This is a genomic window from Spiroplasma floricola 23-6, assembly GCF_002813555.1.
GTDB classification, from domain to species: domain Bacteria; phylum Bacillota_I; class Bacilli_A; order Mycoplasmatales; family Mycoplasmataceae; genus Spiroplasma_A; species Spiroplasma_A floricola.
The window spans coordinates 433,194-447,135 of sequence record NZ_CP025057.1; the positions used below are offsets into that span (position 1 = coordinate 433,194).

At 24.0% G+C, this 13,942-nt stretch carries 12 protein-coding genes; 10 read left to right on the top strand and 2 right to left on the bottom strand.

All coding sequences use genetic code 4. The features are described from left to right. Positions 1-16 precede the first annotated feature (16 nt). Complete coding sequence (locus SFLOR_RS02030) at positions 17-796, top strand: hypothetical protein (protein WP_100916432.1); 780 nt, start codon at positions 17-19, stop codon at positions 794-796. Between the two features lie 85 nt (positions 797-881). On the opposite strand, the gene SFLOR_RS02035 is transcribed toward SFLOR_RS02030, so the two are convergent. Beyond that, entirely contained in the window at positions 882-3,314 is a 2,433-nt protein-coding gene (locus tag SFLOR_RS02035; protein WP_100916433.1) for a hypothetical protein, read from the bottom strand. A gap of 203 nt (positions 3,315-3,517) precedes the next feature. Here SFLOR_RS02035 and SFLOR_RS02040 point away from each other — a divergent pair, with 203 nt between their 5' ends. The 4 genes from SFLOR_RS02040 to SFLOR_RS02055 all read left to right on the top strand — a co-directional run bounded on the left by SFLOR_RS02040 (position 3,518) and on the right by SFLOR_RS02055 (position 9,423). Next, positions 3,518-6,364 (top strand): ABC transporter permease, encoded by a 2,847-nt coding sequence (locus SFLOR_RS02040; RefSeq protein ID WP_100916434.1) that lies wholly within the window; start codon positions 3,518-3,520, stop codon positions 6,362-6,364. After that, the gene (locus tag SFLOR_RS02045; protein ID WP_100916435.1) at positions 6,364-6,864 is read left to right on the top strand and encodes a hypothetical protein; all 501 of its coding nucleotides are present in this window, start codon (positions 6,364-6,366) and stop codon (positions 6,862-6,864) included. Before SFLOR_RS02040 ends, SFLOR_RS02045 begins: the two co-directional genes overlap by 1 nt. 138 nt (positions 6,865-7,002) lie before the next feature. Continuing rightward, complete coding sequence (locus tag SFLOR_RS02050; protein ID WP_100916436.1) at positions 7,003-8,844, top strand: ABC transporter permease; 1,842 nt, start codon at positions 7,003-7,005, stop codon at positions 8,842-8,844. Positions 8,845-8,895: 51 nt separating this feature from the next. Then, a complete protein-coding gene (locus tag SFLOR_RS02055) occupies positions 8,896-9,423 on the top strand; it encodes a hypothetical protein (protein ID WP_100916437.1) in 528 nt (175 codons plus the stop codon). Between the two features lie 94 nt (positions 9,424-9,517). Here SFLOR_RS02055 and SFLOR_RS02060 read toward each other — a convergent pair whose 3' ends face one another. After that, on the bottom strand, positions 9,518-9,940 hold the full coding sequence (locus SFLOR_RS02060; RefSeq protein WP_100916438.1) for a hypothetical protein: 423 nt from the start codon (positions 9,938-9,940) through the stop codon (positions 9,518-9,520). A gap of 68 nt (positions 9,941-10,008) precedes the next feature. On the opposite strand from SFLOR_RS02060, the gene SFLOR_RS02065 reads away from it, so the two are divergent. The 5 genes from SFLOR_RS02065 to SFLOR_RS02085 all read left to right on the top strand — a co-directional run bounded on the left by SFLOR_RS02065 (position 10,009) and on the right by SFLOR_RS02085 (position 13,930). After that, positions 10,009-10,584 (top strand): DJ-1 family glyoxalase III, encoded by a 576-nt coding sequence (locus SFLOR_RS02065; RefSeq protein WP_100916439.1) that lies wholly within the window; start codon positions 10,009-10,011, stop codon positions 10,582-10,584. Positions 10,585-10,747: 163 nt separating this feature from the next. Next, positions 10,748-11,806: a glycosyl hydrolase family 18 protein gene (locus SFLOR_RS02070; RefSeq protein WP_245858733.1), complete on the top strand. Its 1,059-nt coding sequence runs from the start codon at positions 10,748-10,750 to the stop codon at positions 11,804-11,806. 205 nt (positions 11,807-12,011) lie between these two features. After that, on the top strand, positions 12,012-13,352 hold the full coding sequence (gene nusA, locus SFLOR_RS02075) for a transcription termination factor NusA (protein ID WP_100916440.1): 1,341 nt from the start codon (positions 12,012-12,014) through the stop codon (positions 13,350-13,352). A 9-nt stretch (positions 13,353-13,361) separates the two neighbouring features. Continuing rightward, positions 13,362-13,631: an RNase P modulator RnpM gene (rnpM, locus tag SFLOR_RS02080; protein ID WP_100916441.1), complete on the top strand. Its 270-nt coding sequence runs from the start codon at positions 13,362-13,364 to the stop codon at positions 13,629-13,631. 2 nt (positions 13,632-13,633) lie between these two features. Continuing rightward, on the top strand, positions 13,634-13,930 hold the full coding sequence (locus SFLOR_RS02085) for a L7Ae/L30e/S12e/Gadd45 family ribosomal protein (protein ID WP_157806924.1): 297 nt from the start codon (positions 13,634-13,636) through the stop codon (positions 13,928-13,930). Positions 13,931-13,942: the final 12 nt, after the last annotated feature.

The following is a 13,942-nucleotide window of genomic DNA, read 5'->3' on the forward strand; positions in this document are numbered from 1 at the left end:
AAGTGGGTTTTTAAATATGAAAACAAGTACACAATTAAGAGAAGAACTTGCAAGTCAAGGCTATATTTGAATGCCCAATTACAAAGATATATTAGAAAAAGTTTGATCCCAAACAGAAACTTATTTTGATGAAGATGAACAAGTTTTATCAGCACTTTGAGCCAGTTTTAAAAGATACGATGATGAAATGGTTGGAATTGTTTTTATTACAACAAAAAGAACATTTACTTTAGAAATTTTGGACAATGACACAAGTACACAAATAAGATATTTACCATTTGATTCATATTCACTTCAAAAAATTCAATTACAATTTTCTAAAAACTCTGGAGGATTACATTATGTTTCACTTCAAAATGACAGTTTTGGAAATGGAGTAACTTTTGCAACTCCAAGTAGGGAAGTTGCTCAACATTTTGTTGATACTTTATCTGGAAGAACAAATGGTGAAATTGAAATTCTTCCAGAATCAGATAATCCATTATTAGCAGAAAATGAAAAAAAACAAGTAATAGATGAAGATTTAAATAAGGCAAAAGAAAAAGTTCCTCATAAATTTGAAGAAAAACATGAAGAAATTAAACCTATGAAAGAACAAGATGGTTGAAAAAAAGCACCACCTGAAGCTAAAGATAAGATTGTTGAAATAAAAGTAGTTCCTCCTAAGAAAATTAAGCCGAAAAAAAATAAAAAAGGAGATTATGGATCAAAATGAAATTCTAATGTATGATTATTGTGATTTCTACTTCCTATATCTATTTTAGGATCCACTCTTGCTATTATTTTCTTAATTTAATAAAATAGATAATAATTTAGTGATATTTAAATATCATTTTTTTTTTTTTTTTTAAAAAAAAAAAAAAAACTAAACTATTAGTTTTTTAAAGTCTTCTAATGGAATTAATTTGTCATGAGTCTTGATTAATTTTTAAAATTAAATTAATTTCATAGCTAGTTTTTGTTTCATTAAAAGGATTAGTATAAACTGTTTTATAAGTTATCGATTGTTCTTTATCTGTATCAATATTTGAACTGCTTATTATTTTAGTTTCAAAGTTTGCATTTTCAATTAATTTTTTATAAATACTGTTAGATATATTATTATTTATTTTTATAATTTCTTGAAAGCCTCTTGTAAGGTCATCTAAAATCCCAATAGTTACTTGATCATCAAATATATTTTCCAATCCTAGTAATAAACTTTTATCTCTAAATAATGGTTTTTGATTTCCTTTTTCATCATAGTCTGTTCCTAAAGCATACATAGCTGCTTTTGTTCCCTTAATATTTTCATTAATGGGAGTAGAATTATCTAATTTTAAATACATTCCATTTTTAGAAGAAGAGATTATCATAGCCTGTAAAGCATTATAATTTCCTTGTTTATTTATACTACTTTCTTTATATTGAACAAAGTTATTTGAATTCTTATATCAAAGTGTATAATTATCTTTAACTAATTCATTAGATAAAATATTTAATCCATTTTTTAATTTATCTGTATTTATTTTTTGTTCATTTCCATTTGAAGCAATGTTTTTATATATTAAATCAATAATATCTGAAATTTTCATAGAGAGAACAATATTTTGATTAAAAATAGAGTATAAACTCATTTGCTTTCCAATTAAATCTTTAAAAATAGTTGAGTCTTCATCGTAAATTGCATTAAATAAATGCTTTAATTGTAATGTTGTTTTTTCACTTACTTTTAAATTAATTTCAATTCCTAAACTTTTTAAAATATTTAATACATTGTTTAATCCACTAAAATCTGAATTATATCCTAATCCATCTCCAATTACTCATCTAATTAAATTTCCTACTTGATCTGCTCCAAGACCTACAAAAGATCAACCTTGTCAAATGGCAATTCCTTTTCCTATACCATATAATAAAGAAGAATAATTATTTTTTGAGTTTGAACCAAATATAGGTGAACTTAATTTGTTTATTAAAGTCAATAAGTTAATATTTTCATCAATTTCAGTGACTTTTTTCCCAGAATTAAATAACATATAAAATAATTTCTGAAGTTGTTTTCCATTTGCATTAGTTTTTACGTTTGTTATCAATGACAGATTTTTAAAAAGCATTTTAATTTTAAACGAGTTATCTTTTAAAGTTTTGTTATTTAATTCTTTTAAAAAATTATCATTTGACTTAGTATAGTCAAATAATTTATCATCATTTTCTGGAATAAAATCTGAAAAATCTAAGGAAGATACATATTTTAAAAGTCCTGAGATTATAAATAAAATATCGCTAATATTTTCAGGAGACTTTATTATAGATAATAATAATGCTTTAAAATCAAAAGCTTTTAAATTTAGATTTAAACCCTTTAGAAAATCTCCCATTAAATCTCCTAAATCTTTATCAAAATTTTTACTTAAAGTATCATAAAGCTTTGAAGAATTAATAACTTTATTCTCTTGTTTTGTAACTCTTGCTAAAATATTATGAAAGCGATTTAATGAAGAGTTAATAATCATCTGTCCTGTTAAAACATCTTCACTTTTATCTTGTGTAAGTATTTTATTAACGAGTTCTTCCAATAATGTATCTAAACCGTTTAACTTTACTTCACTTATAAATTGTTTAACTCATTTTTCAATATTTTCTGTATCATTTTCTTTTCTTGAATTTTCAAAGTCAGAATTAAAGAAATTTTTTAATACTGCATAGAAAATATTTGATTGTTGTAGAAAACCAAGAGTTTCTGATAACGGTTCATTAGTTTTTTGAATTAAATTTGCAATTGATTTTAATGATTCACTATTTAGTGTTTCTGCTAGAGTATTTTTTAGATTTAATGTAGGCAATAAACCTTGTATTAAACCTGAAATACTTGGATGAATTCCACCATTTGTTTTCAACACACTAGAAAATAATATAAAATTGGAAGAGAAACTATCTAATGAACTTGTAGGTGATTTAACATTATTTGTTAAAAAATCTTTATTTAAATTATTTATTGAATCTCTATTTAAATCTTGGCTTCCAAAATATGTCTCATTTAAATTTTTCATTGTTGTTTGAGCATCTGTTTTGAAATTCGGTATAAGGTTATTAGATTTTGAATTAAGAATAAGTGAGTTTAAGTAATTTGAATCATAAGCAAGACCACTATTTGAATTTTGACTTGCATTTTGTATTATACTTCCTCTTAAAAGAGTTGAAGAAACTTGAACTAAATTATTAACCTTATTTTTTATTGATTGAACTTTATAATTTACCATACTACAAGATGCAACAGTAAAAGTTGATCCTGTTATACTCAAAATTGAAAATAGACTTAATAATTTTTTCATTTTATCCCCCAATATAACTATTATATTCTTATTTTTAATAAAAACTTTTTTAGACACTAAAATGTTTTTACTTTTCTAGTTTACTAAAATGTTTTTACTTTTCTAGGTTACTAAAATGTTTTTACTTTTCTTTTCAAAAAGATTTAGTCTTGAAAAAAAAAAAAAAAACAATAATATATTTAAATTAGTTGGTGGATAAAATAATGAAAAAATCTATATTTTTATATTTAAAACAAGGAATAAAAGGTATTATGAAAGTTAAAATACAATTCATTGTTATTATTATTTTAACTTTTTTAGCTACTTTTATTTTAAGTGCTACTTTATCATCAACAAAAAGAATTAGTGATGACTATAATAATACCATGTCAAAAATGGAGTCATTTAATTATGTTAATCAAAAAGTAGTGGATATTAATTCATCAGATGATATGACAACAGATATCATTGCTCCTATGGATATAATGAATAGTCAATTTATATACTCAATAGATTCAAATGATTTATCTAGTTTAAATAATAGAGCTCTTGAAATAAATTATAATTTAAGTTTCTTTCCAGAAAGTAATTTAAGTAATTATAATCAAGAGACTTTTTTAACCAAAACTTTTAAAGATCCTAAAGTTCAAGAAGCATTTCTTCTAATGATTTTAGACTCTGAATATTGATTTAGCATTTTTGAATACAACTATGATCCAATAAAAGATTTAATTCTTTGAGATCCTTATAGTGATATTAACTTTTTATCAGATGCTACTTCTTCTTCCTATTTAAAAAACAGTGTGGCTAATCAAAATAAAAAGGTTATTAGTACTTTTTATACTTATACTATTGAGACACTGAAACAAAATTATTTGGAAGATTTATTTTTAGATAACGAAAAAACTCCAAATTATATTAAAAATACTTTATTTTATGAACTTAAAAATAAAGGTTTTATAACTAGAGAAAATTTTAAAATGAATATGGCAAAATATGAATATGATCAAAATAATGAAAATATAATAAATATATCTGATAATGGAGACAATGATATTTATAATAGATATTTATATTTTTCTCTTGAATCATATTTGAGACAAATAATTAGAGCTACAACAGAATATCCAGCATATTGAATTAATCAAGCAATTATTGAATCAAATAAGTCAGAAAGAAAAGAAAGAGAAGATGTAGTTAAATCTTTTAATGAATTAAATAAGGATAATAAGATAGGTTTTAATTTTATCGAAAAAGAAAATATTGAACCAGGACCAAATGGAAAACCAAAATTAACTCAGAATTTAAAAAGTTTTGGAGTTACTATTTTTACATGAATATTTGGTTTTAACCCTGAAGTTGAAGAATTTGGAGATATCGAAACTAAAAAAGAATTTATAGTAAATAAAAATAATACACCTTGAAATAATAGTATTGATTTTTCTTTAAAATATAGTGATAATGAATATTTAAAAACTAAAAATGAAGTTTATGAAAAAGGAATGAGAGGAAGTCTTACTCAACTTGTTGTTACTAAAAAAAATAATAAAGTCATTAATGTGGACAAAACTTTTAGTACAAATTATTTAAAACATGTTGAATTTACAAGTATTGAAAAAGAACTTGGTGATTCATCTAATTTTGATGATCTAGATTATTATGAAAACTATACTTATGATCAAATAAATAGGATAAAAGGGTACTTTATAAAAAAAGAATTACTTGCAAAAATAACAAGTTTTGATTACAAAGTTAGAGCTGAAATTGAATATACTGATAATATCTCTGAAATTACTTACAGAATTGTTGATGTAGAAAATCAATGAAAAGATTTAATTACTTTATATGAAGGTAATTTACCTAGAACCACAAGTGAGATTCTTATCAATACACAATTTGCAAAGGCAAATAAATACAAAATAGGGGAAAATATAAAAATTGGGGGAAGTGACTTTGTTATTTCTGGTTTTGCATCAGATCCACTAACATATTATCCAATTGCAAATATTACAAACCCACTTCCAAATAGTAAAAAAAATGCGATTGTTTATGCCAATCAAAATAACTTAGCTAAAATAGTAACATCAAATTTAAACAAATCTACAACAAAAACTGTTTATTCTTTTTTGACTTATGAAAATCAATGAGATATACAAAATATGGAAAATGATCTTAATAAGTTTAAAGCATATTCATTTTCAAATACCATTGAAGTATATAATTCTTACTCATTTTTATCTGGAAAAACTAAATTCAATGATATTAATATAATAGATAATTACAAAGTTTTTTCTTCAAGTAATTTAAAATTGAATTGACTTATAGCACCTCAGATAATTTATGGTTTTAAAATTTTTTCTATAATTTTTTGTATTGTAATTTGTTTAATAGTAATATCAGCTACAGTTATTGCTATTAAAAAAACTGTAGAGCTAAATTCTGGAGAAATTGGTATACTAAAGGCAATGGGAGCAAGAACTTCAGATATTTCTTGATCATACTTATCATATGGAATAATTGTTACTTTATTTGTAATTCCTTTTGCTTGAATTATGGGTTCAATTGTTCAAGAAGTTATAGCAAAAGTATTTATAGAATTTGTTGGTGGTCGCTCCAGTATAGTCTTTTTTAGTCCAATAGCAATTGTTATTTCTATTTTAATTTTTGGAATACTATTATGTGTAGTTTCTTTTTTAACAGCTTTTATATTAATAAAAAAACCAACATTAGAGATAATTAATAAGTTAGAAAAAAATAAAAAGAATAATTGATTAAATCAATTAAAAAACTCAGCTGTTAAAAATAGATCTTTTTCAACAAGATTTAGTCTTGAACTTGCAGTTTCAGGATTTTCCAAAACTATTCTTTCAGCAACAACTGTGTATGTAGCTGGATTCTTAGTTTCTTTTGGTTTAACTATTCCAGGGCTTGTTCAAAATATTGTAGGTAGTTATTATAAAAATGTTCTTTATTCAAATTATTATGAAAATAGGGAGTTAATTGGTAATGCACCTTTGGCAAAAACTTCTTTATCTCCTACTAAGAAATTGGAGAATATGAAAAAAACTTAATGGATAGTAAATCTATTTTTGGCTCTGGAATTAACAGTATATCTAAAAATATAACAGATTTTGCACCTATACCAGATGCTTCAGCTATTCCTCAAATTCTACTTTCAGAAAATTCTAATCAACAATTAAGTGCAAAATGAGTTTATGATTCAATTTATGATTCAACAGAAGAACAATATAATGATTTATATCAAGAACAAAATTCAGTAATTTCAATTATTGCAAGTATACTTGGAAATAATATAAATCAATTAGTTGGTAAAGGAATTTCAATTGCAGACATACAGAAAATATTGGAGTGATTAATTCATTCTAATTTACCTGAATTTAAGGATCCAATAGGAAGTAATGAAGGAACTTTAAAGAGAATTAAAAAAATTGATAATCTATCAGAACTTTTAACAAATGGATTACCTCAATTATTGTCTAGTTTTATTAATGGCTCTGCAACAACTGAGGGTGAGTGAAAAGAACAAATTATAGAGATTATTATTTCTTAAACTCCAGCTTATATTAAACAATATGTTACAAAATCAGAAAATAGACTTAATAATTTTTTATTTGGATGACAGATAAATAAATATATACCAGGTGTTGATAATTTATTTACAAATCTCCAACTATTAACAAAAGATAATTTGGAATTAAATATTACAGGCTTACAAAAAACCCAAAATGCATATAAGATTTCTGATAAAATAAATGACAAATTATTTATTGATGATTATCAAGCTGAAATTTTAGAAAAAGTTTTAAATGATAAGCATATTTCAAGTGAAGAAGAATTAGATATTAAAACAATTTATAATTCGCAAAATAAAGAAATTACTATACCAGTTGTAGCAAATGATCAAACTGATTTCATTTTAAAAAATAATTGAGATAATTTATCAAATCCTTTAATTAATAAAACTAGATTAGTTTTAAGAAATGGTATGTTAAATATACCAAACCAAGCGTGAATGTACGATGATGGTGATTGAATGAGATACAATAAAATTCAAAAAAAAGATAGTGAAAATAGAGGTTATATAGAAATTGATTCTTTATCAACAAGTAAATTTACGTATGCTCCAATATTTGATCAAACTGGATTTAATTTAATCAATGAGCAAGAATATGGAGATAATATAAAACTTATGGATAATTCCTATGGTTTTTATAATTTAACTTCAGTTATTAGAGAAAATAAAGAAGAGTTAAATTTAGAAATAAGACCATATTATTCTTTTGACAATATTGTAATGTTTATTCCTAATTTCTATAAAAGTGATTTTGAAAATTTAAAACAAAATGGTAATGTAGATTCATCTAAGTGATGAAAAGATAATATTGCAGAAAAAGACGTTCCAAAAGTTACTAAAGAAGCTTGAAAAAAAGTAAATCCAAATATAACAGATGAGTATTTTGCAATAAAACCTTATTCTCTTTACTTTGATAATTCTGGGAAATATGAAAGAGAGTTAAGAAATTTATCTGGCTCTCCTGTTCAAAATATTACAAGTGGATATGATAATTATTTTTCAAGAAGCTTAAGAGATAATAATGGTCCAATAACTTTTGGAATTGTAAATATGAATTGATTACAAGGAAATAATATTAAATCTATTAAATTTAATAAAATTGATTCAATTGGTGTATATGGAAGTTCAATTATAATTGCAGATCAAGATATTGTTAATATCTTGAGTGGTTATAATATCTCTAAATATATTCCATTTAATTTGCAATATGAAGATTTAACAAAACCTATTGACAATTATACATACAATGATGTAAAAATTAATACTTATGATTATATTAATCCTATTGAATACTATAGTAGAGCTGAAAATCTAACAAAAAATGAATTAGTTTATGGAAGCAACGATTTTGAAAAAAGTATTCGTCCTAATATTTGATATACTGGTGTTCTTTCAAATTCTGAAGAACCTCATTTTATAACAACACAAGCTTCATTTAGTAGAAGTCAAAAATATGGTTCAGATACATTAAATGGAGCAAATTATGGTGCAAGTACTTTGGAAATTCAAAGTACAAAATTATTAAGTCAACAAAAGGCACTTATAAATCAATTATCCGTAATAATTTTGAGTATGACAACAGTTGCAATTACGTTACTCATAATTATTATGATTTTAACTGTTACTTTAATTAATGATTTATATGTAAATCAATATAAAAAATTTATGATTGTTATGAAATCCTTGGGATATTCAAATTGAAAAATTATTAACTATACATTTGGAACTGTAACAATTCTTTCTTTTATATTCTATATTTTAGGAGTATTTACTAATTTTGCTGTAATAGCAATTGGATTTAATATTATAAGTCGTCAATTAGGTTCAATTCCTTTTGGATTAACATGGTGAACTCCAATTGTTGCTATTTTACTTGTATTTGGTGCATTTTTTATCTCAATTGCAATTACAACAAGAAAAATAAGAAGCGAATCACCATCAGTATTAATGAAATAAAAATTTTTACAAATATGTTATAATTTATTTAATTATGAAGGAAGTCTTAAAATGAGTGAAAAAGTATATCAGTTAAGTTCTGATCAAATAGGAGTAGTAAATTTTCCTGAACCTTGATTATTAGCTCACTTTGAAATAGAAGGAGAACTAGAACCTTTTCAAATATTTTTCCCTTCTTTAACAGAAGGTGTACAAAATTTCTCATCTTTTTTTGAAAAAAAAATTATTAATTATTGACTAACACAAGGTGACAAGGGCAAAATAAAAATCGATAGACTAAGAAATTATTTATTAACTACATGAATGAATCCAGGAATTGAAACAATAAAAGAGTTAATGTATCAAAATTATGGTAATTCAGAATTTAAAGATAAAACTGCTAAAGAATTAATTGAAAATGGCTATGATTTTATGGGGATAACTATTGGTCATATATGTCTAAAATATAATAAAAATCATTTTTATTATGATAAATTGCATGTTTCAATTAGAGCTGTAGATAAAATATTAGCTGTTAATTTCTGAACAAAAATTAAAGAAGAGGCAGTTAAGAATGCTAGTAATTTAGAAACAAAATAAAAATTCTCCAAGCATATAAAGTGCTATAAAGAGAATTTTTTAAATTCTTAAATTTTATATAAATAATAAAAAAATTATATTTTTAAAGGTGAGTTTATTTTATTGTTTTTAAAATATCTTTTTGTTTTATATTTAAAAATTTATTCATATTATTTGCTAAAACATAAATTGCAATTGCCTTATTGTGATATTTTGTCATTTTATTAGGACTAAAGTTAGAATAAGTTTCTATTACTTTATTTTTAATATCACAAAATACTACATCAACTTGCTCTTTGAAACCAAAAGAGTTAAAACCCTTAGAATAAACAAGCTTAAAACCATTTTCGCTAGAAAATTTTTCTTTAAATATTAAAGAACTAAATTTATTTGAAGGATTTCTAATTGTTCTTATGTTCATATCCAATATTTTTTGATTATGTATTAATTTTGAAGAATAATTTTCTTTAAAAATATCTTTATTTTTATCTTTTCTAAATATTCGTGAAAAACTTATTATTTCTTTAATTGAAAGCATTAAAATCACCTAAATTTATTATAACTAAAAAATAGGAGTATAATAATAAAAAGAAAAGAGGGATAAATATGGCAAATGTAGCTATTTTTGTTGCTAATGGTTTTGAAGATACAGAAGTTGTAGCAACAGTTGATGTTTTAAGGAGAGCAGAAAAATTATTTAATGGAAGCTTTCCAATTGTAGATATTGTTTCAATAAGTGACTCTAAACAAGTAAAGGGATCTTGAAATATAGAAATAAAAGCTGATAAATTAATTAGTGAAATTGATTTTTCAAAATATGATTGTTTAATATTACCTGGTGGATTAGTTGGAGTAGAACATTTAAAAGAAAATGATGTATTAATGAGTGCAATTGAAAAACATGCTAAAGAAAATAAAGTTGTTGCAGCTATTTGTGCAGCACCTCAAATTTTAGGTAAATTAGAACTTGTAAATGGAATTGAAGTTACTCATTACCCAGGATGTACACAATATTTAGATAAAGCTATTAAAAAACCTCACATGTCAGCAATTGCTGATAAAAATATCATTACAGGAAGTTCAATTGGAGGAGCATTACAGTTTGCCTTACAAATTGTTGATCATTTCACTTCAACAGAGCAAATGTTAAAATTACATGAATCGTTAGTATTTAATTATTAATAACAATAATAACAAATTATATTATTAATTTTTAAAGTATTTCCGAGACAACTATTTGTTAATAGCAAAAGGCAAACTTTAAAAAGTTTGCTTTTTATTTAAAAAAATTAAATATATATTAAGTTTGGAGGTTGGGTGGGCTTGCGAAAGAAAGGATAAAATAATGAAAATATTATTATCACTTATAGCATCTGCTGGAATGACAGGAACTAGTGCGTCTGTTTTTGTTGAAAAAGCAAATTCATATACTCAAATGAAAGATAATCAAATTTTGATTGGTTATTGACATAACTTTGATGACGCAACAGGATATCAAGGAGGCAATGCGAAATATATTGATTTAACACAAGTTCCAGATCAATATGATGTTATTCAAGTATCATTTTTTAAATCTTATGGAGATGGACAAATTCCTACTTTTATTCCCTTAGTAGCCACACACCCAGAAATGAATCAAGACCAAAAAGATGATTTTTTTGCAAATGAAATAGAACAATTACATAAAAAAGGAAAAAAAGTTGTTCTTTCTCTTGGTGGAGCAGATGCTCATATAAATTTATATGAAAATCAAAAAGACGAATTTGTAGCTGAAATTTTAAGATTGGTTGATAGATTTGGTTTTGATGGAGTAGATATTGATTTAGAACAAAGTGCAATTGATGCAGCAGATAATCAAAATGTTATTCCCCAAGCTTTAATTGAGGTTAAAGAAACCTTAGCCAAAAAAAATAGAGAATTCATTATTTCAATGGCTCCAGAATTCCCATATTTAAAAGTAAATAAAATTGGAGCAAGTTATATTACATATTTAGAGAAATTAGAAGGATACTATGATTACATAAATCCACAGTTTTATAATCAAGCAGGTGATGGAATTAATGTTCAAGAAGAAGATAGACAAGAACTTGGATTAAATATTTATTGATTACCTCAAAATAATAATGAATTAAAATCAGAATTTTTATATCTTATTGCAAAATATATTGTAGAAGGTAAAGATAATTTTTATCAAATAGATGCAGATAAATTATTATGAGGTTTACCATCAAATGAAGATGCAGCAGCAAATGGTCAAATTCAAAAAGATGATATTAAAGATGCAACTCAATATTTAGTTGATAAAGATATCTATTTAAAAGGTCTTATGACTTGATCAATTAATTGAGATAAAAATTCAAATTGAATTTTTGCAAATTATTATATAAATGAATTTTATAAGTAATAAATAAAAAAATATTAATTTTTTAAATTTAACAGTATTAATAGTTTACTTAAAGTTTTGATTAATTTTAAATAAATCTCATATTTTATTAAAAATTAGTTATAATTAAATTGTCATATTTAATTAAAAGAAGGCGCAAGTCTTCTTTTCTATTTATTAAATAAAATTGACATGTTATTAAAGTTAAACAGGAGGATAAAAAACCATGATAGATGGTGCACAATTATTAGATGCTATTTATGAAATCGTACAAGATAAAAAAATTGATAAAGAAATTATTTTAGAAGGAATTAGAGAAGGTTTTCAAAAAGCTTATGAAAAATTCTTTGATCCAGAAGCTATTGTTAGAGTAGATATTGATCAAAATACAGGACAAATTAAAGTATTTAAAGAATTATCAGTTGTTCAAAAAATTGAAGATGAATGATTAGAAATAGGTTTAAATGCAGCGAAAGAAAAATATGGAGACAACGTTTCTATTGGAGATAATGTTTATGAACCAGTAGAATTTACAATGGAATTTTCTAAATTAGCAGTAATGCAAGTTGGACAAATTATTAAACAAAAAATTCGTGAAGGTGAAAAAAATAAAATTTATCAAGAATTCTTGTCAAAAAATCATGAAATTGTTGGTGGATTTGTAAAAGATATTACTGAAACTAGTTATTTAGTTGATGTTAACGGTTCAATTATTCCAATTTGAAATAAAAAAATGATTCCAGGAGAAAATTTTGAAATTGATCAAAGAATCTGCTTTTATATTGAAGAGGTTTCAAAAGATAATAAACACTCACAAATTCAAGCTTCAAGAATTCATCCTGAATTTTTATCAAGATTAATGGAAACAGAAGTTCCTGAAATTTTGGAAGGAATAGTTGAAGTTAAATCAGTTGCACGAGAGCCAGGACATAGAGCTAAAATAGCTGTTTTCTCACATGAAGAAGGAATCGATCCAATTGGAAGTTGTGTTGGAGCTTTAGGAAGTAGAATTAAAAATATTACTAAAGAATTAAATGGTGAAAAAATAGATGTAGTTTTATGAAATGAAGATACAAAAACTTTTGTAATGAATTCGTTAGCACCTGTTAAAGTAATTAGTATTGATATTAATGAAAGCAATAATGAATGTTTTATAGTTGTTCCAAATGAGCAATTATCATTGGCAATTGGGAAAAAAGGAATGGCAGCTAGATTAGTTGCAAATCTTGTAAATATGAAAATAAATATTTTCTCACTTGACAGTGCGAAAGAAAAAGAAATTGAAATTTTATGAAATGGAAATATTAGTGAAAAAGAACTAAATAATCCAGAATTTTTAAGTAAAGTTAATAAAAGAAGAGAAAAAACTTTAAAAAATAATGTAAAAGAAGATATTGTTCCTAAAAAAGAATCAGAAGAAGAAATTGTATTTGTAGAACAAGACAAATCAATTGATGAAATTCAAGCATCAATTGCAGCATTTGAAAGTCTAAATGATGATAATACTTTTGAATATGAAGAGAGTATTGGAAATGATGAAGATTATGATTCATATTACCAAAATTAATTTTTAAAAATGGCAAAAGACATAAATCTTAGAAAAGATGCTGCATCTAATAAGATGTATCCTAAAATAGAATTAATAAGAATTGTTAAAAATAAGAATGGTGAAGTTTTTATTGATAATACTAAAAAAGCTAATGGTAGAGGAGCTTATATAAGACCAACATTAGAAGCTGTTGAAAGAGTTAAAAAAACTAAAGCTTTAGAAAGAAATTTAAAAACCACTTTAAATAATGAATTTTATGAAAAACTTATAGATGAGGTAAAATTAAATTGGGATTAGATTTGGATAAAATATTAGGTTCATTAGGAATAATTTCATCTACTGGTAAATTGATATATGGAAGTAAACTTTTTGATCAAATTAAAAGTCAAAAAGTTAAAATTATATTTACAACTTCTGATATGGGAAAATCTCAATTAAAAAAAATTAATGATAAAGCTAATTTCTATAATGTAAAAATTATTAATAACTTATTTGACTCTGAAAAGTTAAGTAAGGCAATTGGAAAAACTAATATCAAAAGTGTTGGTGTTAGTGATGAAAATTTTGTAAAGTTACTTCTAAATAAAATTGAATAAGAAGGGAGATGT